Source organism: Streptomyces sp. MUSC 14 (assembly GCF_001866675.1).
Lineage (GTDB): Bacteria > Actinomycetota > Actinomycetes > Streptomycetales > Streptomycetaceae > Streptomyces.
In genome coordinates this window covers 231,972-253,620 of sequence record NZ_MLYN01000035.1, presented here as the reverse complement: position 1 = coordinate 253,620, position 21,649 = coordinate 231,972, and the positions used below count along the sequence as shown (strand labels likewise).

19 protein-coding genes and 2 pseudogenes are annotated in these 21,649 nt (G+C 67.5%); 10 read left to right on the top strand and 11 right to left on the bottom strand.

Annotated elements, in window-relative coordinates; translation table 11 throughout:
* Nucleotides 1-246: 246 nt before the first annotated feature.
* Nucleotides 247-921 (bottom strand): SMI1/KNR4 family protein, encoded by a 675-nt coding sequence (locus BIV25_RS23015; protein WP_071374270.1) that lies wholly within the window; start codon nt 919-921, stop codon nt 247-249.
* Nucleotides 922-1,190: 269 nt separating this feature from the next.
* Between BIV25_RS23015 and BIV25_RS47510 the strand changes: the two are divergent.
* Nucleotides 1,191-1,403, top strand: a pseudogene (locus tag BIV25_RS47510) (transposase); the annotation flags it as partial.
* On the opposite strand, the gene BIV25_RS23010 reads toward BIV25_RS47510, so the two are convergent.
* The 6 genes from BIV25_RS23010 to BIV25_RS22990 form a co-directional block, all read right to left on the bottom strand.
* Nucleotides 1,344-1,652, bottom strand: a complete 309-nt coding sequence (locus BIV25_RS23010) for a hypothetical protein (RefSeq protein ID WP_071374269.1) — start codon at nt 1,650-1,652, stop codon at nt 1,344-1,346. The pseudogene BIV25_RS47510 and the gene BIV25_RS23010 overlap by 60 nt on opposite strands.
* Nucleotides 1,653-1,854: 202 nt before the next feature.
* The gene (locus BIV25_RS23005; RefSeq protein ID WP_071374268.1) at nt 1,855-3,111 is read right to left on the bottom strand and encodes an McrC family protein; all 1,257 of its coding nucleotides are present in this window, start codon (nt 3,109-3,111) and stop codon (nt 1,855-1,857) included.
* Entirely contained in the window at nt 3,104-5,152 is a 2,049-nt protein-coding gene (locus tag BIV25_RS23000; protein WP_256256013.1) for an AAA family ATPase, read from the bottom strand. The genes BIV25_RS23005 and BIV25_RS23000 overlap by 8 nt, the downstream gene beginning before the upstream one ends.
* A 175-nt stretch (nt 5,153-5,327) precedes the next feature.
* Complete coding sequence (locus BIV25_RS47505; RefSeq protein ID WP_256256012.1) at nt 5,328-5,561, bottom strand: hypothetical protein; 234 nt, start codon at nt 5,559-5,561, stop codon at nt 5,328-5,330.
* Between the two features lie 38 nt (nt 5,562-5,599).
* Nucleotides 5,600-6,598: a hypothetical protein gene (locus BIV25_RS22995; RefSeq protein ID WP_079176835.1), complete on the bottom strand. Its 999-nt coding sequence runs from the start codon at nt 6,596-6,598 to the stop codon at nt 5,600-5,602.
* A gap of 510 nt (nt 6,599-7,108) precedes the next feature.
* Nucleotides 7,109-7,453 (bottom strand): transposase, encoded by a 345-nt coding sequence (locus BIV25_RS22990; protein ID WP_256256011.1) that lies wholly within the window; start codon nt 7,451-7,453, stop codon nt 7,109-7,111.
* A gap of 61 nt (nt 7,454-7,514) precedes the next feature.
* Here BIV25_RS22990 and BIV25_RS53100 point away from each other — a divergent pair.
* A pseudogene (locus BIV25_RS53100) lies at nt 7,515-8,030 on the top strand (transposase); the annotation flags it as partial.
* A 336-nt stretch (nt 8,031-8,366) separates the two neighbouring features.
* On the opposite strand, the gene BIV25_RS54505 reads toward BIV25_RS53100, so the two are convergent.
* The 3 genes from BIV25_RS54505 to BIV25_RS22980 form a co-directional block, all read right to left on the bottom strand.
* Nucleotides 8,367-8,654: a transposase gene (locus tag BIV25_RS54505; protein WP_371273056.1), complete on the bottom strand. Its 288-nt coding sequence runs from the start codon at nt 8,652-8,654 to the stop codon at nt 8,367-8,369.
* A gap of 398 nt (nt 8,655-9,052) precedes the next feature.
* On the bottom strand, nt 9,053-9,982 hold the full coding sequence (locus BIV25_RS22985; protein WP_071374267.1) for an NAD(P)-dependent oxidoreductase: 930 nt from the start codon (nt 9,980-9,982) through the stop codon (nt 9,053-9,055).
* A 24-nt stretch (nt 9,983-10,006) separates the two neighbouring features.
* Nucleotides 10,007-10,930 (bottom strand): ScbA/BarX family gamma-butyrolactone biosynthesis protein, encoded by a 924-nt coding sequence (locus tag BIV25_RS22980; protein ID WP_071374266.1) that lies wholly within the window; start codon nt 10,928-10,930, stop codon nt 10,007-10,009.
* 446 nt (nt 10,931-11,376) lie between these two features.
* Between BIV25_RS22980 and BIV25_RS22975 the strand changes: the two genes are divergently transcribed.
* Entirely contained in the window at nt 11,377-12,012 is a 636-nt protein-coding gene (locus tag BIV25_RS22975) for a ScbR family autoregulator-binding transcription factor (RefSeq protein WP_071374265.1), read from the top strand.
* Nucleotides 12,013-12,187: 175 nt separating this feature from the next.
* Here the strand turns inward: BIV25_RS22975 and BIV25_RS22970 are convergent, their stop codons facing one another.
* Nucleotides 12,188-12,751, bottom strand: coding sequence for a TetR/AcrR family transcriptional regulator (locus tag BIV25_RS22970; RefSeq protein ID WP_071374264.1), 564 nt, complete (start codon nt 12,749-12,751; stop codon nt 12,188-12,190).
* Nucleotides 12,752-13,615: 864 nt separating this feature from the next.
* Between BIV25_RS22970 and BIV25_RS22965 the strand changes: the two genes are divergently transcribed.
* From BIV25_RS22965 to BIV25_RS22935, 7 genes are all read left to right on the top strand, one after another.
* Entirely contained in the window at nt 13,616-13,897 is a 282-nt protein-coding gene (locus BIV25_RS22965) for a hypothetical protein (RefSeq protein WP_143076695.1), read from the top strand.
* A gap of 60 nt (nt 13,898-13,957) precedes the next feature.
* Entirely contained in the window at nt 13,958-15,367 is a 1,410-nt protein-coding gene (locus BIV25_RS22960) for a M20/M25/M40 family metallo-hydrolase (RefSeq protein ID WP_071374262.1), read from the top strand.
* Complete coding sequence (gene sbnA / locus BIV25_RS52065) at nt 15,364-16,344, top strand: 2,3-diaminopropionate biosynthesis protein SbnA (RefSeq protein WP_071374261.1); 981 nt, start codon at nt 15,364-15,366, stop codon at nt 16,342-16,344. Before BIV25_RS22960 ends, sbnA begins: the two co-directional genes overlap by 4 nt.
* A gap of 75 nt (nt 16,345-16,419) precedes the next feature.
* Nucleotides 16,420-17,427: a 2,3-diaminopropionate biosynthesis protein SbnB gene (gene sbnB / locus BIV25_RS52060; RefSeq protein WP_071374260.1), complete on the top strand. Its 1,008-nt coding sequence runs from the start codon at nt 16,420-16,422 to the stop codon at nt 17,425-17,427.
* A gap of 205 nt (nt 17,428-17,632) precedes the next feature.
* Nucleotides 17,633-18,736, top strand: coding sequence for a CoF synthetase (locus BIV25_RS22945; protein ID WP_143076694.1), 1,104 nt, complete (start codon nt 17,633-17,635; stop codon nt 18,734-18,736).
* Between the two features lie 3 nt (nt 18,737-18,739).
* Entirely contained in the window at nt 18,740-20,542 is a 1,803-nt protein-coding gene (gene asnB / locus BIV25_RS22940; protein ID WP_079176832.1) for an asparagine synthase (glutamine-hydrolyzing), read from the top strand.
* Nucleotides 20,543-20,625: 83 nt separating this feature from the next.
* Nucleotides 20,626-21,591: an aspartyl/asparaginyl beta-hydroxylase domain-containing protein gene (locus BIV25_RS22935; RefSeq protein WP_218158478.1), complete on the top strand. Its 966-nt coding sequence runs from the start codon at nt 20,626-20,628 to the stop codon at nt 21,589-21,591.
* Nucleotides 21,592-21,649 lie beyond the last annotated feature (58 nt).

Below are 21,649 nucleotides of genomic sequence, written 5' to 3'. Positions count from 1 at the left end.
CCCTCGATGTCGCCCGGCCTTGGGCGGAATTCATACCCTGCTGGAACCGAGTGGACGATTTTCGGTGCGCCTCGCCCCTCTCGACCCCTCGTGGTAGCTGCCCCTTCGGCTCGGCGAGGTGATCACTATGCGCAAGGATCGATCCGTTGCCGGAGCGGCGACTGTCCTGCAGATCCAGCGGGGTGTGTCAAGTTAACGGCCCCTCCTTTGGGCCAACTACAACGCTCAGCAGCACAGGGCGATGACCTACGACAGGGCTATGAGCTCGGCTTTCTCCAGCCAGTTGGTATACCAGCGGGCGAACGTCACCGGCATACCGTCGTCGTTGAGGAGTGGGGCGAGGTCGACGTCGTCTACCCGGCAATCGGACCAGATCGTGCCGCGGTGGCTGCCGTTGATGATCAGCCACTCTCTTTGGGCGCAGCCCAGGTGGGAGATCACGATCGCGCCTGCGGTGCGCTCCGGGGCGAACATGACGGCCTCCCACCGCTCGTCCCACGCTTCGATGGCGTCGTCGAAATCCTCAATGTCGTCGAAGTCCTCTTCCTCGGGACGTTGGGCAAGAGCATCGTTGAGTAGCTCCGGGTCCGGACCTTGGTCAGGAAACGGCTCGGCAAGCCTCGACAGGTCAGCCAGGTCTGCGCCGTCGCCCTCCCATCGCCAACGGCCCTGCACGCGCCGAACCGGGAACAGGCCATACGCGGGACCTGCGCCGCCCGCGCCCACGTGGAGCAGGAAGGCCCGGTATTCCTCCGGCAGCTGCACGCCTATCTGAGCCTCGACTTCGGCAAGCTCGCCCTGGGTAAGCGGATCCTCCACGACCCACTTGTGCCCCAGTGCACCGAAAACCTTGCTGGCCGCAGGGCCTGCACCGGCCCCCTCAACTCGCTGGCGTACGCCCGCCCACCACTGATCAGTCATGCGCAGACCGTACGTGCCGCCACCGACGCCCGAGGAGCGGGCCCCACTCTGTACCGCGGCAACAGCCCGGCGCCCCAAGCCCCTCGGTACATCACGCACACCGGCCAACTGAAGGAAGTGTCGGCGATGGCCAGATAGCACTAACCTCAGCCGTTAAAGATCTCTAGCCGCCACCCGCATGGCCTCGTCCGACGGGATGCTCAAGACCAACTTCTACGGCGGGCGGTTCAGAGAGAAGGTTTATCCCACTGCGACACACCGCAATAGGCCGCCTCGGTCGGCACCGCTGGGTCATTGAACGCAGGCTGTCGTGGCTGGGCGGCTGCCGCCGCCTGCACCGCCGCTACGAGCGCAAGGCCGAGCACTTCCTCGCGTTCGTCGGCCTCGCCAGCGCTCTGATCTGCTACTGGCGACTGCTGGAATCAACCATTCTGAGCAGCAACGCCGGCGAACAGAACAGCCGCCGCACCGAGAACGAATAGGTGAACGGACCCGGCGATCCACAACCGCAGGCCCATCAAACCGCCACCAGCCACAACCGCTGCGCAACCGCAGACCCATGCCCCGCGCCGCCCGGCTTGGGCAGTGCGCATACCGGAGGATCCGAAGTCATCACCCGAGAACATCACATGCATCCCGAGCCAGACGATAAGCATGGCCGACACCGGAAGAAGCACGATCGCGAGCCCGAGATCCAACCACACCGAAGGACGCTGCATGTCCGCCAGCATGCCGCCCCATCCTCGGACGCACCTGAGTATGGGTACTCATCCCGCACGCCAACTGAGACAACCTCTTACTTCAGCAAAGGCCTCAAAGAGACCAATCCGCCGGGCGCACCCCCGGCCGAGACGCGGCCGCCAGTGCGGCCTGCGGCGCCGCCCCCTGTGCTGTCGAGTGGCGTCGGTGCCTGTTGCGGTGGGAGAGCGACGATCACCAGTCGGTCCAGGGCAGTGCTCCCCTGATCCACATGGCTGCCTGCTGTGGCGCTGCTTCGGTGTCGATACCGAGGACGTGGATGTTTCCGAGCGTGCCCCGCGGTCCACTGATCTGCAGGACTCGGTGCGTGTGCCTGCCGAGACGGGGGTGGACGATCACGGCGCGCGGATGGGTACTCGGGGTGTAGCCGGCGCTGTAGGTGAGGAGCTGGTGGATGTCGCCGGCGCCGACGCCGTAGCGGTCGTAGCGCTTGTACTTGGCGTCCACCGGTAGCCATGTGCGCACCGCAGAGTCCCGTCCGGGGAGGCTGAGCAGGACGTCCGGCCGGAAGGTCGAGGTGCTGCCGAGGTCGCCCCGGACGGTGATGCCCGTTGCGCCGCTGCTGGGGACGGCGTGCCCGTCCTGCGGGGCGGCGGCCTCGGTGGCCAGGCGCCGGACGACGGCTTCCCAGAGGGCGGGCATGGCCAGTAGGAGTCCGTCGGCTGTGGTGCCCTGGTCGGTGAGGAGGTCGGCCACGCCTCCACCGCGCAGGAGCAGGCGGGCCCAGGTGTGGGCAGCGTGGTAGCGGGCGTTCAGGCGTGTGTACCGGGTGCGGTTCAGGGCGCGCAGGGCGGCGTCGGGGGTCGGGGCCTGCGGGAACGCGTCGGCGATGGCATAGAGGTCGCGGGCCAGGCCGGGATGCGTGGCCAGGGTGCGGGCCACCCGTAGCGCGGTCCCAAGCACTCGGTTGTCCCAGATGTCCGCCTCCCGGTCGAAGGTACGGACGTGCAGCCGGTCGAGTTGCCCGTAGCGGCGGGACACCTGGGCTGCGACGTCCAGGCGTCCCCGCAGGACCGGTTCCACGCTCTGCCGCGGTACGTAGTCTCTGCGCAGCCCCTCCCGTACCAGTTGCTCGCACTGCCCCAGCAGGGCAGCGGCCACGAGGTCGGCGTAGCCTCCCGGGCCGGTGTGCCAGCGCCGCGCCGTGGCGGGGAGCGGTGCGGGCGCGCCGAGGGCGTAGGCGAGCCAGCTCATGAGCTGCTCGCCCGGGATGGCGAACTTGGGCTCGATGACCAGGCGGAGGCGGTCGAGCACGAGGACGCCGACGGTCGCGTCGGCCTTCAGCCGCCATCCGGCCGGGACCTGGTCGAGGGTGAGGCGGCCACGCAGTTGGAGGGCCCGCAGACGCTCGACGTCCCGGGGCGTGAGCTGCCCGGCCTCCAGCGAGGCGGATCCGTACTCCGCGAGCCGGACCTCGGTGCGGTCAGGCATCGGGGCCCGGCGTGCCGCTGGTGAACTCGGTCGCGAGCGCAGCGGCGAGGTCCTGCGGCGACATCAGCGCGGGACGTCCGGTGTCCGTGTCGACGAGGCTGCCGAAGATGCGGTGCAGCAGGTCGGCGCGGCCGAGGCAGTAGTCCTCCAGGAGCGGGATCACTTCGTGGTGGAAGACGGCCGCCAGAGCGTCCTCGGTGGCGATCGGCTCGCCGTCGCGCAGAAGGTAGGCGTGCCCTATCTGGTGATCGGCGTCCAGGTGACGGGCGATGCGGGTGTTGAGGGACTCCAAGAACTGTGCCAGGTCCAGAGGGCCTACCGTGCCGAACACGGCGTCCGGGTCGGGGCCGACCGGGAGGAAGGCGAAGCGGCGGCGTACAGCGGCGTCGAGGTGGCTGATGCTGCGGTCCGCCGTGTTCATGGTGCCGATGATCCGCACGTTCGGCGGCACGGAGAAGGTACGCCTGCTGACGGACAGGGCGAGGGGCAGGCCCCGTTTGTCGAGTTCGAGCAGGGTGACCAACTCGCCGAAGATGCGCGGCAGGTCGCCCCGGTTGATCTCGTCGATGATCAGCAGAAATGTCTCGTCCGGGCGAGCGGAGGCGTGGGTGCACAGGGTGGGGAACACGCCGTCGGTGAGGGCCAGGGTCAGGCCGGGGCCCGTGGCGCCCAGGTCCGGCTTGAAGCCCTCCACGAAGTCCTCGTACCCGTAGGAGGGGTGGAAGGTCACCATGTGGATGCGGCCGTCCCGGAGCGTCTCGGCCTGGGCCGCGGCTCGACGGTCCGGCGCCGAGTTGAGCGCGTCCGCCCGGCCGGCGAGGGCGAGGGCGGCACCGAGCGCGAGCCGGGTCTTGCCGGTGCCGGGAGGCCCGTGCAGGATCACCTGGCCTTTGCGTTCCAGCGCCTCAAGTACACCGGCTACATCCTCGGGCAGCGTGACGGAGCCCCCGGCGTACAGCTCCGCGGACTCCGAGCCCGACTCGGTGACGCCCGCGGTGATTCTCGCGAAGAGTGTCGGCTGGACCTTGGCGAACGTGGACCGCCAGCCGTGCTGTGGCTGCGACAGTTTCCGCGCGTGGGACGCGTCCCAGGACACCGGGACGACGTGCCGGTACTCCGTGTGGTCAGATTCGAAGCGGTAACTCCCGCTGACGGTACCGGTGGCCAGAACCTCGTCCGTCCCGCGGTTGGCCACGACCCGGTCCCCCGCCTCCAGGTCCCGGAAGGCCAGCAGCCGTCGGGCGGTCGTCAGGCTGCCGCCGCTGCTGCGCGGCCAGTGTGCGTCGAGGGCCTGCTTCAGCTCGGCGTCGCTCTGGTACTGGCCGAGGTCGCCGAGCTCGTCCCACGCCACGCGGATCACTGCGCCGTCGCGGCACTCGTCCCACAACCGTCCGCGCTCACCGGGAGCGATCTTCCAGATGCTGCGCTGCTGCGGACGCGGGTCGAACCGGTCGTACAGCAAGCTCATGACTTCCAGCCCGCTCCATCCGGCGAACTCCGCACGGGCGCTGACGAGTTCCAGCAACTGTCGGTTGATGTGCCATGCGGGTGCGCCGGCCTGCACCGAACCGCCCAGCAGAGCGACGAACGTGCGCAGGTGCTCGCCGGCGTAGACGGGCAGGAAGCGGTCAGGGAAGTAGGTGGCCAGTGACTTGGTCACCAGCGTCGGACCGAACCGCAGTGCTTCCAGGTCGTCCATGGCCTCGAAGTCCCCGTCGGCCACGGCCTCGAAGGCCCGCACGAACTGCCCGCGTAGCTCTTCCCACGCTTCCTGCGGCTCCATCCCGCGGAGCGGAGCCGCCACCCGCCACTCGCCGGAGTTGTGGTGGTACATGATGTGTTTCGCGGCGCTGCCGCCCTTGATGCTGCCGAGGTTCGGGGTGCCGAACTCCATCAGGCGGCAGTACGTCGGCCCGCTCCCGGAGGGCGCGGTCTGCCCCAGGGCGTAGCGCGCAAGCGGCAGCGTTCCCCACTTCTCCATGGGGAACTGCGACAGCACCTGCTTGCGCTCGTCCTCCGCGGCTGTCCCGGTCGCAGCCACGGCACTTCGATCGAATGCCGCTGCTGCCGTGCGCAAGTCCACCTGGCCCGTCATGAAGGTCATCATGCCGGATCATCCGCCTTCCGCATGCTTGTATCCGGGTAGCCCGAGGCGAACTTGGGAGGCGCTCGCGCCGGGACGGCGGGGTCGGACCTCTCCCCGCCCGAACCAGCTGTCACCAGGGTTCCAGCTCCCGCGCGCCAGGCGCCTCGGTCGGCAGAAATGCCTCACGAGCCCGGGAGTTGAGGGCTGCCAGCCGGCCTGTCGCCTGGTTGAGGCGGAAAGCATAGGCCTTGGCCTTGTCGGCGAAGTCAGCCGCTGGCCGTGTGAGACCGGCGCCCGTGATGACGATCAGGCGCTTGGGCAAGTCCTCGCCGGCCGCTGCGGCTAGGCCGTTCAGCCGCTGCATCTCGGAGGCCGACAGATCTTTGGTGGTGCTGCGCCACTCTATGTGGAACGCGTCCGACTCGGAATGTCGGCCTCACCCTCAAGCAGATCCGAGAAGCCCAAGGCGGTGAGCTGCTGGAGGACGGCTTCCCTGATTTCGCGCGGGGTGAGCGGACCCTGGCGGAGTTCCGGCGACTTCTTCTCTGTGGGCTCGTCCGCGAACTCGGTGAACTCCCCCTCCCACTCGGGTACGTCGCTCTGTACGGGCAGGTCCGCGAAGACGCTTTCCTGCAGGGCGGATCCGAATTCCCCTGGGATCGGTGTACCGAGCCGTGGCGATACCCAAGGCGGCTCCGTTTCCCATGCTTCCGGCCCCTTGCAGAGCAAGTCGGCGATCTCCGCCACAGACACTTCCGCCCGAGGCACGCCCGGAGTGGGGGTGGGCCTGCGCTTCAGGCACCAGTCGAGCTCGACGCGGCCCCAGCCGCCCCACTCCGGCCTGTGCAGGTCCACCAGCCAGCCGAGCGTGGGCTTGAGGAAGACGCGGACGAACGCCTCGGAAAACTCGGCCTCCATGAAAGATTCGTTGCGTTCGCCGACGATGTCGAGCTTGGGCGACAGACGCGGTCCGTAAGCGAAGTACCGGTTCCCAGCGGCCACGCGCCGGACCCGTACGCCCCGCGCGTCAAGGAGATCGGCCAGTTCGGTCATCTCGCATGGCTCACTCTCGTGCCAGCGCCAGGGGGACGCGACCGGTTCCCCGGTGAGATGGGATGAGGCGTGGGCGTGCACGACGTCCACGAGTACGTCGTCGGGTGTGTCCACCGGCCAGACGGACGGCTCGCTGTCCAGTACCGGATCCACCACCGCCCAGACGATGGCGTGTCCCATGCGTACGTGCGCCAGGCCGACCGATTGAACACCGGACAGCGCTACCTTCAGGAGCATCCGCCCTCGCGAGTCGTCGAAGTGAACCCGTCCGGCGAGCTCGGGATGACGTTCGCGCAGAGCTTGCTCCATGCTCTGGAAGTGCAGGTGCCTGCCGAAGGCGGCGACCATGTCGCCAGGCGGGAAGGGCAAGGGACACACACTCCTGTCGGGACGGGCCGCGTGCTCGAGGGGCGGCGAGGTCATTGATCCGTCGTCGGAGCGTAGGCCGACCTGTTTCGCTCGCTCAAAGGTTTTGGGGCATGGGTAGGGGAGTTGGCCGTGCAATTGGCCGGATCGTGTCCCTGACCCCGTGGATATAGGGCCCCCGGTGTTGCTCGATTGGGATCGCAAGCCCGAGCTGCCAGGAGGCCCTGCCCTTATGCCCCGATCACCGAGCGATCACCGGAAGAGGAACCCTGTTCGATTGATCAAGCCTGCCAAGTGGTGGGCGGAGGTTTGCTTAGCCTCGATTCTTCAGCGGTCGTGGGTGCATGACTGACCTGTCGGTTCGCCCTGTTTGTTCCGCGTGATCGCGGGCGGGTGTTCGCGTGTCGCTGCGGCTGCGCCGGGGTTCCACGTCACCCGGAGATGGTGCGGTCTACTCCTTTCCTTGTCTCGTCGGCACTGCTGGGCGAGGCGTCAGGTGATGGCGGGCAGGGTGGTCAGCCGGTGCCAGCAGGTGGTGAACGCCGTTGCCCAGGGCCAGGTCCGCTCGATCCGCAGCCAGCGGCGGCGGGCGTGGTCGGCGAGGCGGGCGGGCAGGTGGTAGAGGCGGAAGCGCATGGTGTCCGGCTCGGCGTTGGCCAGGTCGTCGATGTCGTGCAGGGCCAGCAGCCGCAACCACGCGTCAAGATCGGCGGCGAGGTTCGCAGCGAGCATCCACCCACGGTTGACCTCCCACGACTGCGAGGGCAGGTTGCCCAGGCCCATCGCCTTGTTGGTGCGTACCCGGTCTTCCACCCCGGCGTGAGAGCGGTGCAGCACGTCCAGGAACTGAGCGTGGCCCGATCCGAAGGGTTAGAGGTCCTAACAGAAGCTGTTGATCATGTGGCTGTCGGTCCGGTTGCTCGTTGGTGTAGCCGTGGGGAAGCACCAGCCGAGGCCGCGGATCGTCTCGGATGAACTGTGGTCGTTGATCGAGCCGTTGCTGCCCGAGCCAGGCCCGAAGCTGGCTGCAGGCCGGCCTCGAGTGCCGGACCGGCAAGCGCTGTGCGGGATCCTCTTGTTGCTGCACACCGGGATCCAGTGGGAGTACCTGCCCCAGGAGCTGGGCTTCGGTTCGGGCATGACCTGCTGGCGGCGCCTGGCCGCATGGAACGAAGCCGGTGTGTGGGACGAACTGCACCTGGTACTGCTGAAGAAGCTGCGGTCGGCGAAGAAGCTGGACTGGTCGCGGGCGGTGATCGACTCCTCCCACGTGCGGGCGGCCCGACGGGGCCCAAAAGCGGTGTCGCTGACAGGCGGCAACCGCAACGACGTCACCCAGCTGCTGCCCCTGCTCAGCGAGCGTGACGAGGCCAGGAAGTGCAGATCCTCCTGGCGCAGGCCCAGGGCTTCCCCGATCCGCAGGCCGGGTCGCGGCGAGCAGCGCGACCAGAAAACGGTCCCGCGCCCGGGGCGTATCCGCGATCATGCGGCGGATCTGCTCCGGGGACAGGTCCTCGTAGCCGGGCTCGCTGACCTGGAAACGAAAAGCCGACACCTGTATCTGACGCCACTGTCCGCGCTCGCCGGCGTCGTAACCGGCCGGCAGAGAACCGCAGGAACTTCGGCTCCGACAGCAGGCCAGCTGTCTGGGCGGGGACCCAGCCGTGAAGCGCGCCGAAGCGCAGGAAGTCCGTGACCGCCGTCATCACCGCGTTCGCCGTACCCTGCGAACGGTAGCGGGGCACCGCCGCTATCGGGGAGCGACGGCCGTGGGCTGGCAGCGGCGTGGTGACCAGCCACTGCTGCAGCCCGGACAACTCCATGAAAGTCGGACGCGACCACTCGATACGGCGCTGCATGGCCGCGGGGCGTTCTTCGGCACCATCTGCGGTTCGAAGTCGCCGTTGCGGTCCCGCGGCACGACCGCGGTGACCGCACCGACGTCCGTGAGCACGGTCTTCGCGGAGTTCCCGCTGCGTGAGTTGCCCGATCCGCGACCTGCGGGGTCGTGCTTCTCGTAGCCGAGGTGCTCGGTCATCTCCGCTTCAAGGGCCCGTTCCAGCAGGGCCCTGGTGATCTCCGTCAACAACCGCCCTCACCAAGCAAGGCCGCCCCGGAGGCGTCGGCGCGGTCCATCAACCGCTCGACGACCTCGTCGACCAACGCGCCTTCCGCCAGCCCTTCGACTGGCTCGATCTTGTCCGCCGTGACTCGTCGTTCCGCCCGGCCAGAGGACCCGGGTCGAACCCTCGGCCAGGCTGTCACGTCACGGACTTACATGATCTTCCAATCAGACACTCCCGAGCCATCTTCCAGACACGCTCCGTTGGTGTGTGCATCCAGCACTTGGGGCGTGGCTTCGCGCACTTTCGGCGGCCCCGGATCGGAGGCCAGAGCCGCCTCATCTGCGTATTGCCAGGCGTCGGCGGCGACGGTTCACGCAGCCGCCCGCACCCCATACCACTCCTTGAGGCATGGGAAGTCCGTGTCCCAGGGCGAACCTGGCAATCTTCCCAAGTCTGACCAGATTGGTGCACTGTCGAACCAGTGGTCGGTGGCCAGCATGTCCAGTGCGTGTGCGGCTTCGTGGTTCTCGTCGAGACGGCTACGGGTCTGGGTGTGGCTGAAGTTCCGAAGTGTCGGGGGCGGGGTCATGCATTCGGCGACAGCCTGCAGCAGAGCGGACACCGTCACCGGTGCGGGATACGCCGCGTGGTAGACGGAGGTCGACAGCTCTTCTCGCGAGTTGAGGCCGACTGCCACGATGAGTGCGGCCAGTTCGGTCGCGGCGATGACGGACAGTTTGGCGTTCCAGCCCGTGGGTGTGCCGGACATGGCCTGCAACAAGCGGATGAGCCCGGGGACGACCCAGGTGTCGCCGCGCCCGTACACCAGGTGCGGACGCAGGACGATCCCACCGGCGGCCAGTACAGTGTCCTCCGCTGCGGCCCGCGTCTGCGACGTCGGGGATTGCGGTCGGCGCAGAAGTTCCTCGGGGCGGGCGCAGCGGAAGGTGCCGCGCCCGTAGACGGAGGCGGTACTGAGATACACGATGCGGGACACCCCGGCGCGCTGCGCTTCGGCAACGAGCGCGGCGGTCCCGCGGGCGTTGACGGCACGACTGCTCTGAGGGGTTCCGCCGATCTGCGAGGCGCAGTGCATGAGGACATCGACGCCGTCGCACAGACCCCGTAGTGAGGTGGGGTCCGCCAGGTTCGCGTGGACGACCCGGGATGGGCCGTCGAGGGGCAACTGCGGCGGCCGGCGATGTGACATCAAGGTCAGCTCCCTGCCGGTGCGCGCGGCTTCACGGGAGACGTGGCTGCCGATGAAGCCACTCGCTCCGGTGATCAGGATGCGTTGCATGTGGGTGCTCCGGTCGATGGGAGGTCAGCGGATGCGGGGCCGCAGCGCGAGGCGTGCAGTGAAGACGGTCCGGTCGAACTGGATCCCTCGCACGTCGACCAGTGCGTCGCCGCCCGCGTCGACGCCGGCGGGTATTGCCTCGATGTCGCAGCGTGCGTCGAGTTCGGCGTACCGCTCGAAGTAGCTGTCCAGGTCGAGGACGAGGGCGTCGGCCAGGCCCGTGGCGGCGTGGGCGGCCTGGCGGGCCGCCTCCAGGAGCACCATGCCCGGGACGTGGTCGACCGGGTGGTCGAAGAAGATTGGGTGGCTGGTGTCTACACGCAGCTCCCAGATGTTGCCGCGGCCGACAGTGTCCTCGCTGAGCACCACGTGCTGCGGGTCGGTGCGACCCACGCGCCTCGGGTCGATTGCCGGGCCCGGGAGAAGGCGGGTTTGCATCGGCCGCTCGCCGCGCAGCCGCTTGTAGACGGTAGGGCCGGTGCAGTTGAAGGCCGCGCCGGCCGTCGCCAGGGCCACACCGTTGACCTTTGCGGTCACCTCGTAATGCATGCCTGCCAGGTTCTTCCCGCGCCGGACGATGTCGCGGCACACCGTGTGCAGCTCGACCTCCGTGGGAGCGGGTGTGGCGGCGAACAGCTCTCGTGTGGCAGCAAACGATATGGATCGCATGAGGAACTGATGACCGAAGGCGACCTCGAACTCGGCGTGCGCGAGGAGCGAGCCGACTTGCCGCACCGATTCGACCAGGAGCATCGAATCCTGGTAGCCGTTTGACTGGGCAAACAGGGAGTGCCCACGCGGCCACTGAGCGTCCACAACGAACGTGTGGGGTGCAGCGGTCGGGTGCCAACTGGTGAGCAGGACCTCGGAGACGGCGGCACGGTGTACGTACTGGCGCGGGACGATCGAGGTAAAAACTATCGGCGAAGATTCGGTCGTTACAGTCATTTGCGGCGTCTCTGTCGATTTGTAATCGGGGAGGAGTCGCGGGTGCGACAACGAGCCCTGGTCGGCCCTCCCATAAAATACAGACAGGTCTGTCGAATGACAGTAAGAACTTTTTCGTGAGCGGATGTCTCTGCATGTGGTGGACCGGGAGACTCGCCGCACCGGCCGAGCGCGCCGCCCTGCCCCTCGGGGGTGTCGTCGGCAGTTGTTGCCCCAGCTTGCAGCGCAACGACGTGAGGTGGAATGCCGGACTAGGCCCACCAGCGCCGACCTCCGCCAGGAACGAGCGGTACTCCTCGGGGAGTGCGATGCCGAACGGCGCCTTGACCTCGACAATCTCAGTGGGTTTCACGTTCGATCGCCCAGCCGTGGTGCGCGACGGAACCGGCCAGGCCGGGCATATGATGCAGACTGGTCTGTAGGCCTTGACGACGGCAGGGGCAGATATGGCGAAGCAGGAGCGCGGAACCCGATCGCGGCGAGCGATCTTGGAGGCCGCTGCAGAGGTGTTCGACCTGCATGGCTACGACGGCGCAAGCACGAATGAGATCCTCGCTCGCAGTGGCCTGACCCGTGGTGCCCTATATCACCACTTTCCTTCCAAAGAGTCGATCGCCATGGCACTGTTCGAGGCCCACGGCGAAGCCCTCGTCGTCCCCGACCAACCCATCCGAATCCAGACGATCATCGATCTGACCTTCGCGTTCGCCCGCCAACTCCAGCGCGATCCGGTCCTGCGCGCCAGCGTGCGCCTGGCGGTGGAAAAGACGTCGTTCCCCCGACCTGTGCACACGCCGTACGAGCAGTCGAGCGCGACCATCCGTGAGCTCCTCGAACAGGCAGGGAAGCACGGCGAGATCCTGCCGGGACTTGACCTGAACGAAGTCTCCGCTGTCATCGTGGGAGCCTTCACCGGCATGCAGGTGATGTCCGAGGTCTACACCGATCGGGAGGATCTCCCCGAGCGTGTCACCGCGATGTGGCGGCTGCTGCTGCCGGGCCTGGTCGCCCCCGGCATGATCGGCCATCTGCGCGTCACCCCACTGCCAGCACCGGAGGGCGGGGCCACCAGCGCCCAATAGGGCTCACCGGGCGCTCCCGTCCACGGCGAGGCACGCCCCGGTCCTCCTTCAAGTGCCCAACAGCTGTTGTCGTCTCGCGCTGGTATGAGCCGGGTCGACGCCGCGTCAATCCGGGTCTTGGCAAGCAATCGGGGCGCATCATCGAATCCGACTGGGCACATCTCGGGCGGCATACCTACCGCGGCAGGTCCGCCGCTGCATCCCTCTCACGCCCGGCCACGGTCCTCTCCGCTTCCGTGAAGAGCGGCAGGACCATGTCCCAAATCCGCCCAGCGTTCTGGGAGTTCCACCAGGCCGTGTCCGCGTACCCGAGGGACTCCAGGCCCGCGGTCACCACCACCGCCAGGTCGGCGAGGACCCGCCGGTCGGATCGGTCACGTGCTGCCGCGAGGACTTCGTCGTGCACGCGGGCGAGTATCTCGTCCCGCAGTCGCGGAGGCGCCTCGGTGCCGTCTGCTGCTAGTTGCAGCCCGGCGCGTACAAGTCGATCCTCCGCCAGGGCTCTTCCCAGGGCGACACTGAATCGCGCCGGGGCGTCGGCGCCGGCATTGGCGAAGCTGCGTTCGGCCAGTTCGAAGACGCGGTCCTGGGCCCGCGCATGGATCTCGGCAACCACTTCCCCGATGGACACGAAGTGGTGGTAGAGCGCGCCTCTACTCACCCCCGCGGCTTTGCAGATGTTGACCAGACCAGCGTCGGCCAGCCGGCCGTTCGCGATGAGGTCCATGGTGGCGCGCACGATTGCTTCACGGACCGGCTGCGACCGTATTCGCATCGTAAACCCCTGATCATTTGTGACAGCTCTCAGTGCGGCAGCTTGAGCGATGAGGCGGCACCTGGCGTCGTGCCTACCCGAAGAACCATACAGATCTGCCTGGTTTTAGGGAACGCCCTTGCTGCCGGATCTTGAAATATGCCCAAGATGCCCGAATTTGCCCAGGGTGAGCGACGAAGCCCAGGAGGGAGTCCTTCTCGGCTCGCGTAGCGAACACGGCGGAGTGTCTTCTGTGCGCCCCTCAACCTCCGGGGCAACACATCAGGCGATGCGTTGCGCACGGTGCGGCCGGCGTGATGGGCGGGCTCCTCCAAGTGGCTTCGCCTGGTGGGCCGGTACGCAGGTCGCACGGTCGCATGCAACCCCGTGCCCTCGGTGCTGCAGCGTGCATCCGGGGAGCCGATCGGGGCGGAGAGCTGAGGAGCAGTAGACACATAAGCATCGAAAAGCCCGACTCAAGTGACTGTGTCACCTTGCGTATGGGTTGGACCCGGGAGCGCAAAACCACCGTTGAGCTGGGAAGGTGTGACCCTGGACACCGACTGTCGGCCATTGACAAACAGGCCAGTCTGTTTGTTAACTGACGTCGTGCCGAGCGCGCCGCCCCGATCATCCTTCGGGTTTCCGGAGTGGCTACGGGTGCAGCGACGAAACCGGGCGTGCGTCCGGCTTCGCTCTCCCCATCTCTCGGCCGCACAAGCCTGAAGTCGCCCTACACATCCGCGACTTCGACGATGACTTCGACAAGAACGGAATGCCCCTGATAGCGCTTCCCAAGGCGTTTTGGCTGCTGTGGTGCGGTCAGACCGTCAGCTGACTCGGCATCTGGTGTCGGACTTCCTGGTCCTCTACGTGGAGCAGGGAAAATTTGTGACCGACCACCTGACACCGGTCATCGTCGGCCTCTTCGGTGCCGGGGTGTCGTCCTTTCCGGCCTGGTGGGCAGGGCTGTTGCTGATGCGGCCCACTGTGCACCTGGTCAACACGGCACGTGCCGGCCTCGACGATGAGTCCATGCTCGTCGATGCACTTCGCATACGCCAGGACGCCAGCCATAAGGTCCCCGCCGCACCGGCCCCGCTGCCGGCCTCGGTACCCACCACCACCTGAGCATCCGCACCTGCCCCGCATGTTGGAGAAACCTTGTCTGCTCCCTGTTCGGTCGAGACCGTGCGCTCCCTGATGCCCAGAGCCCGCGATGACCTCGCGGAACTGGTCGCGCTGCGCACCGTCGTCGGTATCTCACCCCTGGACCAGTTCGATCGTGCGGCCGACCGGATTGCCGCCATGCTCGCGGATGCCGGTTTCCCCGAGACCCGACTGCTCTCCACCGATGAGGGTCCCAAGACGGTGTACGCTCGCCGCCCCGGACCACCCGGTGCACCGTCCGTGGTGCTTTACGCGCACTACGACGTCGTCTCTGCGCAGGACGAAACCTCTTGGCGTACACCCCCGTTCGAGCTGACTGAACGCGAGGGGCGTTGGTACGGCCGGGGCAGCGCGGACTGCAAAGGCAACATCGTCATGCACCTGACGGCGCTGCGTACGCTTCAGGAAGCCCTGCCTCATGAGCCCTACCCGGACGTCGACTTGGCCGTCATCGTCGACGGCTGTGAGGAGCCTGGCGACGGCAGCCTTGAGAAGGTGCTGCGAGCCCATCCTGACCTGTCGACGCCGGACGTGGTCGTCGTCGCCGACACGGGGAACGTCGAGTCCGGCATCCCCACCCTCACCACCTCTCTGCGCGGCATGGCAGTAGTGGAGATCGAGCTCTCCACGCTGTCCAAAACGCTGCACTCGGGCCAGTTCGGTGGGCCCGTGCCCGACGCGATGACCGCTCTGATCCGTCTCCTGGCCACATTGCACGACAGTCAGGGAGCACCTTGTGTGCCGGGGGCCGGCGCCGGCGAGACGGCGCGACCCCGTGCCGCCGCTGAGTACTCCGAGACGGATCTCCGCGCCGATGCCGGCGTCCTGGACGGTGTCGCGCTCATCGGCACCGGCAGCATTGCCGACCGGCTGTGGAGTCGGCCCGCCATCACTGTGCTCGCCGTTCAGTCGCCGCAACTTGACGACGCCGTTCCCGCGTTGCTGCCCTCGGCGAAAGCGCTGATCAGTGTGCGCACCCCGCCTGGTGTGGACGTATCCCGAGTCCATGAGGAGCTGGCCGATCACTTGCGTCGGCAGGCGCCTTGGGGTGCGCACATGGAAATCCGGCGCGTCACGAGCGGCCCGTCCTTTCTCGCCGACTCCGGGGGACAGGCCCATGCCGAGATGCGCGACGCCCTGCACGATGCCTTCGGCGTACCGGCCCGCGACGTGGGGGCCGGTGGCTCTATCGCCGTCTGTTCCGTCTTCCGGACGCTCTATCCGGACACAGAGATCCTCTTGTGTGGCGTCGAGGACCCGCCCTCGCAGATCCACGGCATCGACGAGAGCGTGAGCCCGAGCGAGATCGCCTCTCTGGCTCATGCCGAAGTCCTCTTCCTGCGCCGCCTTGCCGCCCTCCGAACGAACCCGAGCAGATCAGGCGAAGACGCTCCCCGTCTGTCCTCGACCGGCCTGCAGGAGGACCGATGATCTACCAGCACGCCAGCGAAATCGTCACCGACGAGGTCTTCCTCGAACTGGATGGCATCCTGCCGGACCGTCAGCTCTTCCTGAAGCTGGAAGGGATGAACCCGGCCGGGTCGGTAAAGCTCAAGTCCGCGCTGGGCATGGTGGAGGACGCCGAACGCAAGGGTGTGCTCGTGCCCGGCGGCCGGATCGTCGAGTCCTCCTCCGGCAGCCTCGGCATCGCCCTGTCTGTGATCGCCGCCTCGCGCGGATATCACTTCACCTGCGTGACCGACCCGAACATCTCCTCGCAGAGTCTGGCGCTGATCCGCGCCTTGGGAGCCGAGGTCCTCCAGGTCACGCAGAAGGACCGCAACGGCGGCTACCTCGGCACCCGCATCGCCCGTATCCGTGAGATGACCGGGGCCGACCCGAACCTCGTGTGGCTCAACCAGTACGCCAACCCCGCCAACGCGCAGGCGCACGCGCAGTGGACTGCCACCTCGATACTCAAGAACATCGGACATGTCGACACCCTGCTGGTCGGTGCCGGAACCACCGGCACCCTCATGGGCTGCACGCGTCACTTCCGAATGTTCTCCCCCTGGACGAGGATCGTCGCAGTGGACACGGCCGGATCGGTCACCTTCGGCGGCCTGCCCGGCCCACGCCACATCCCCGGCCTCGGCACCAGCCGCCGTCCCGAACTGTGCCAGCCCGAGCAGGTGGACGAGGTGATCCTCGTCGACGAGCGCGACGCCGTACGCATGTGCCGACGCATGGCCCGTGAACACGGATTGGCGCTCGGCGGCTCCACTGGATCCGTGCTCGCCGCCCTGGAATCGATTGCCGACAGAGTCCCCACAGGCTCGCGCGTGGTGGCGCTCTCCCCTGACATGGGAGACCGCTACGTCAAGACGATCTACGACGACATGTGGGTGGCCGACACGTTCGGCACTGGTGTCCTCGACGACTCCGCCAGACGTCCCGTCGCCGTGTGACCCGATGCCTGCGTCCCCGCCAGGCCACACCCGCACATTTGCTGAGACCAGCAACGAGACAAGGGAAACCTCTGCATGTTCGACTTCCATGTCGTGGGCGGCGCCGCCCTGCGCACCCTCATCGACGCCTCTCGTCCCGACATCGTCGAGACGGTCCGCTCCGCCTACCTCACCCACGGTGACGGCGAATCGGTCAACCCGAACAGCTACTTCCTGCGCTTCCCGGAGAAGCCGGACGCCCGCATCATCGCGTTGCCCGCCCACCTCGGTGGCGACTACGGCGTCTCAGGGATCAAGTGGATCGCCAGTTACCCGCGCAACATCGAGCGCAACATTCCACGCGCCTCGGCCACACTGCTGCTCAACGACTACGAGACGGGCTACCCCTTCGCCTGCCTGGAGGCGTCCCAGATCAGCTCCGCCCGCACCGCCGCGTCTGCCGTCTTGGGTGCCCAGGAACTGACCGGTGGCCGTACTGCGGACCGAATCTGTCTGGTGGGCGCAGGAATCATCGCGCGTAACATTGCCGAATTCTTCGCCGCGCAGTCGTGGAACGTGAACCGCTTCGTCGTGCACGACCAGAACGCTTCCTACGCGGATGCGCTCACCCGGCGCATCGGTGACCTGGGATACGGTGCCGAGCGCGCGGACTCCTTCGAACACGCCACGGCTGACGCTGACATCGTCGTCTTCGCCACGACTGCGCCCGAGCCCTGGGTGACCCGGACCGATGCCTTCGCTGCCGGACAGACCGTCCTCAACATCTCGCTGCGAGACCTCGGCCCGGACGTCATCGCCGGTGCGCAGAACATCCTCGACGACGTCGACCACTGCCTGACGGCCAATACCTCCCCGCACCTGGCGGAACAGCAGCTCGGGCACCGCGACTTCATCGACGGCACCCTCGCGCAGGTGATCCGCGGCGAGGTCGCCCCCGCAGCCGACCGACCGCGCATCTTCTCGCCCTTCGGTCTCGGTGTCCTCGACCTCGCCGTCGGACAGCGCCTCTACCAGCAGGCCGTCGACAAGGGCCTCGCGGTCTCGGTGCCGGACTTCTTCGGTGAGACGGAGCGCTGGAGCTGACGCTCGCACACGCTTACTCCCCGTCTCACGAAAGGCCGCTATGCCGAACAGCACCACCCTTGGAGCACTCAAGGCCTCCGGAGCCGCGCAGAGTGCGGAACTGGCCGCCCTCGTGGCCGGCCACGCTCAGCGATTCCCCTGGTACCGCGAACTCCTGCTGAGCCGCGGAGCCCTGGGCTCCGGAGACCTGTCCGATCTTCCTCTTGTGGGCACCGACCTGCTCAGCGCGCACTACTACACCGCCGCTCACCCTCAGCTGCCGGATGCCTCTGCCTACCACACCTCGGGCACCTCTGGCGGACAGCGCAAGCGCATCCTCTACTCGACCGCCGATGACGACGCGTACATCGCCCAACGTCGCGCACTTTTCGGAAAGTTCACCGCGTCGGTACCGCGCGGCGCGGTGGCCGTCGCGGACCTCGGTACCGGCCATGCCGCAGCCTCGGCCCGGCGTGTCTTTGTGGAACTCGGTTACGAGGCTCACGACATCGACTTCACCCGTCCTGTGGAAGAGCACGTCGCGAAGCTCAACGCGTGGCAACCTGACGTCTTCTTCACCATGCCGATGATCCTTGACCGGCTCCTCCAAGCCCGCCCCGCTCTGGACATCCGGCCGCAGAAGATCATGGTCGTGGGCGATGTCGCACCCCCCGCGTGGCGTGCCCACGTGGCCGAACGATTCGGCCTGCGGGCCGAGGACGTCCTGGACGTGTTCGGCTCGATCGAGATGGGGGCCATCGGCTATTCGTGCGCCGAGACGGGCCTCTACCACTTCCACGACCACATCGTTCCCGAAGTCCTGACTCGCGAAGAGCTGAGCCGGCACACCGAGAACGAACTGGTCCCGTCCCGGCAGGAAGGCAGCGGGGCGCTCCTGCTCACGTCCTTCACTCGTGACTACTTCCCCGCGGTGCGTTACGTGACCGGCGATGCGGTCACCGGTCTGCGCCGCATCCGTCACGAGGGCCGCGAGGTGTTCGCGTTCGAACGCATCGACGGGCGGCTTGCCGGCGACTTCAAGCACGGCGAGCGGATCAGCAACCACGACTTGGCGCAGATCATGGCGGAGGTCTTCCCCGGCCACCCGTTCGAGGCGGGCGACGATGACGGCCTGGTCATCAGAGTCGTCGCCGAAACGGTGGATGACGACCAGGTCGTCGCGGTCCGCGCGGCCGTGGACCGGCGGGCTCCCGATGTCGCCCAGATGATCGCGTCCGGACTGGTCGGACCAGTGCGCGTGCAGGCCGTCACGCCGGACGGGCTCCGGTCGGGCCAGGCCAAGCGACGCCTCGACCTGAAGGAGGGCTGACCGATGTGCGGAATAGCTGGAACAGTGTCTCTTGGGCATGCTTCTGCCAACACCTCGTACGCCCTCGCCGCCTGCGCGGCCATGGCGCACCGAGGCCCGGACGAGACGGGGTCCCACACCACACCGGACGCGTCCCTGGCGATGTGCAGGCTGAAGGTCATCGGCCTGGACGACGGCTCCCAGCCCGTCTTCAGCGACGATGGCACGGTCGTCTGCGTCCTCAACGGTGAGATCTACAACCACCAGGAACTGCGCGCCTTCCTCGCATCGCGAGGACGCCCGGTCCAGGGCGGCAGCGACGCGCAGGTACTGCCGCATCTCTACCAGGAACTGGGCGAGCACTTCGTCGAGCGGCTGCACGGCATGTTCGCCATCGCCGTGTACGACACCCGTAACGACCGACTCGTCCTGGCCACTGACCGGGTTGGCAAGAAGCCACTGTTCTACGCGAAGCCGGACGCTGATTCGGTGGCGTTCGCGTCGGAGCTCCCCGCGCTGATGCTGCACCCCGGCATCAGCCGGCACATCGACCCCCTTGCCGTGGACCAGTACCTCGGTTACCGGGTGGTCCCCGCGCCACACACGATCTACCGGCAGGTCCGCAAACTGGAGCCGGCGACGACCCTGGTCCTGGAACGGGGTCGGCCCGAGCGGCGTCGCAGGTACTGGCAGTTCAACTTCACCGCCGAGCTCACCGACCTGCCGCAGGCCGATGTCGACGACCGCATCGATGCGCTGCTTCAGCAGGCCGTGCAGGACCGGTTGGAGTCAGAGGTGCCGCTCGGCGCGATGCTCAGCGGCGGGCTCGACTCCAGCCTCGTGGTGGCCATGGCCACCAAGCAGCTCGGCAGGCCCCTGCACACGTTCTCCGTCGGTTTCGAGCACGCTGCCTTCGACGAGTCAGTGCACGCTCGTGCCGTGGCCGAGCACTGCGGCACCTGGCATCACACGTACCAGATCGGTCCGCAGGATGCGATGGAGGCCGTCGACACCATCCTCAGCCACATGGGGGAGCCGTACGCCTTCCCCTCCGCGATTGCGGCCTCCTGCATGTACAGGTTGGCCAGGCAGTACGTGACCGTGGTGCTGACCGGTGACGGATCCGACGAGATCTTCTGCGGCTACGGCCGATACCAGCGGCTGCGCGACCTCTCAGGGGGAGGGAGCCTCGCCGATCGCTACGAGGGCGTCCTGCTGGACGGCGTTCCCCACGCGCTCAAGAGTCGACTGTACGCGGCCGACTTCGCCGCACAGCTGCCGCGCCAGCCGCACAACTACCTGCAGGCCCGATTCGACCGGACCGACCCCTCGGTCCCCGACCTGGACCGCGCCATGCAGGTCGACAGCGGTTTCTGGCTGTCCGACGCCCAGTTGGTAAAGATCGACCGGATGTCTATGGCGCACTCCGTCGAACCCCGCAGCCCTCTGCTCGACCACCGGCTGATCGACTTCGTGACCCGAATTCCCGCGGACCGCAAGCTTGTCGGCCGCCAGGAGAAGGCCCCGCTCAAGCGGGTGGCCGCCCGTTACCTGCCCCGACAGGTCCTGGACCGCCGCAAGCAGGAACTGGCCGTGCCCCTGGAGAGTTGGCTGGGCACGGAGCTCCGGTCCACGATCAGTGACACCCTGACATCCGAAGCCGCCCTGGAACGTGGCTACTTCGACCCGGATGCCCTGCGCTCCACTGTTTCCGAGTTTCGCCCCGAGCACAGCTACGCGCTGTGGACGCTCTACATGCTCGAGCGCTGGCACCAACTGCAAGAGAACGGCACGGCCCGCGACAAGGCCGCTGTTGCCTACGCCTGACGCCCAGGCACTCCTGTCCGAATCCGTGAACGAGCAAAGGAACCGCCATGTCATCCTCTGCATCACTTCTGGGTACCGTGCCCATGCCGGCTGAGGCAGCCCGACTCAAGCGCGCCTTTGACGCCGACCGACTGCTGCGCGAACTCACCTCGGTGCGCGGGCACACCTGGGACCAGCAGCGCGTCTACACCGAGGACGGCGTCGGTGCCGCGACCGACGTCGACTGGCGCTGCCTCGCCTTGCGCAGCCCCGGCGGCGACGGCGACCGCACCGACCCGGGCGGTCCCGGTCCGCAGGACTTCACCGACACCGTCTGGCTCGACCGCATCCCGTACGTCCGCGACATCCTGGACTCCATCCCAGCCCCGCTGCACGCGGTCCGGTTCATGGCGCTCGGCCCGGACACAGTCGGAATCGACCACAGCGACCCCAAGTACGGGCCGCGCTGGGGTGTCGGCCGACTGCACGTGCCGGTCGTGACCAACCCCGAAGCCGTGCTCGTCCTCGACGGTGTCGAGCACCGTTGGCAGCCGGGCGAGTTCTGGTTCGGCGACTTCAGCCGCACCCACCGCGTACAGAACACCGGCAGCGACGCCCGGGTGCACCTGGTCATCGATGTCCTGGTCACTCCGGGGCTGGTGGCCCTCTTCCCCGAGACCTGGCAGGAGTACTTCCGCGACGGCGAGATCCTCTTCAACCGTCAGGAGTGCCCGCAGACCGTCGAAGAACGCCGACGGCTCGGAACCACCCGCTTCTCCCTGCCCGCCACGTTCCACCTGTGGGAGGACGACACCGCGCTCTCCGCCGACCTGCCCCAGGAGACGGTGACCCTTGTGGAGGACGGCGAACGCATGGTCCTGCGCCTGCCGGGTGACCGGGTCTTTGCGCTGGTGCACCTCGGTGACCATGAGTACCGCTTCGCCGGCTGGAGTGAGGAGCGCACCCTCCAGGTCTTTCCTGATGGGCCGGACCCCCGGGTCGTCCTGCGCACCCGTGAGGGCAGCCAGGTCCACGAGCTGATCCTGTCCGCCGAACGCCTCTCCGCCTGATCCACCACCGTGCGGGACGCGACGCGCTCGCGTCCCGCAACCCCGACTGAGGGAAGCC

What these genes read in the sequence shown, in the direction of transcription:
- BIV25_RS23015 (WP_071374270.1), bottom strand. Translation starts at nt 921, where the DNA reads ATGACTGATCAGTGGTGGGCGGGCGTACGCCAGCGAGTTGAGGGGGCC.
- BIV25_RS23010 (WP_071374269.1), bottom strand. Translation starts at nt 1,652, where the DNA reads ATGCTGGCGGACATGCAGCGTCCTTCGGTGTGGTTGGATCTCGGGCTC.
- BIV25_RS23005 (WP_071374268.1), bottom strand. Translation starts at nt 3,111, where the DNA reads ATGCCTGACCGCACCGAGGTCCGGCTCGCGGAGTACGGATCCGCCTCG.
- BIV25_RS47505 (WP_256256012.1), bottom strand. Translation starts at nt 5,561, where the DNA reads ATGCAGCGGCTGAACGGCCTAGCCGCAGCGGCCGGCGAGGACTTGCCC.
- BIV25_RS22995 (WP_079176835.1), bottom strand. Translation starts at nt 6,598, where the DNA reads ATGGTCGCCGCCTTCGGCAGGCACCTGCACTTCCAGAGCATGGAGCAA.
- BIV25_RS54505 (WP_371273056.1), bottom strand. Translation starts at nt 8,654, where the DNA reads ATGACCGAGCACCTCGGCTACGAGAAGCACGACCCCGCAGGTCGCGGA.
- BIV25_RS22985 (WP_071374267.1), bottom strand. Translation starts at nt 9,982, where the DNA reads ATGCAACGCATCCTGATCACCGGAGCGAGTGGCTTCATCGGCAGCCAC.
- BIV25_RS22980 (WP_071374266.1), bottom strand. Translation starts at nt 10,930, where the DNA reads ATGACTGTAACGACCGAATCTTCGCCGATAGTTTTTACCTCGATCGTC.
- BIV25_RS22975 (WP_071374265.1), top strand. Translation starts at nt 11,377, where the DNA reads ATGGCGAAGCAGGAGCGCGGAACCCGATCGCGGCGAGCGATCTTGGAG.
- sbnA (WP_071374261.1), top strand. Translation starts at nt 15,364, where the DNA reads ATGATCTACCAGCACGCCAGCGAAATCGTCACCGACGAGGTCTTCCTC.
- sbnB (WP_071374260.1), top strand. Translation starts at nt 16,420, where the DNA reads ATGTTCGACTTCCATGTCGTGGGCGGCGCCGCCCTGCGCACCCTCATC.
- asnB (WP_079176832.1), top strand. Translation starts at nt 18,740, where the DNA reads ATGTGCGGAATAGCTGGAACAGTGTCTCTTGGGCATGCTTCTGCCAAC.
- BIV25_RS22935 (WP_218158478.1), top strand. Translation starts at nt 20,626, where the DNA reads ATGCCGGCTGAGGCAGCCCGACTCAAGCGCGCCTTTGACGCCGACCGA.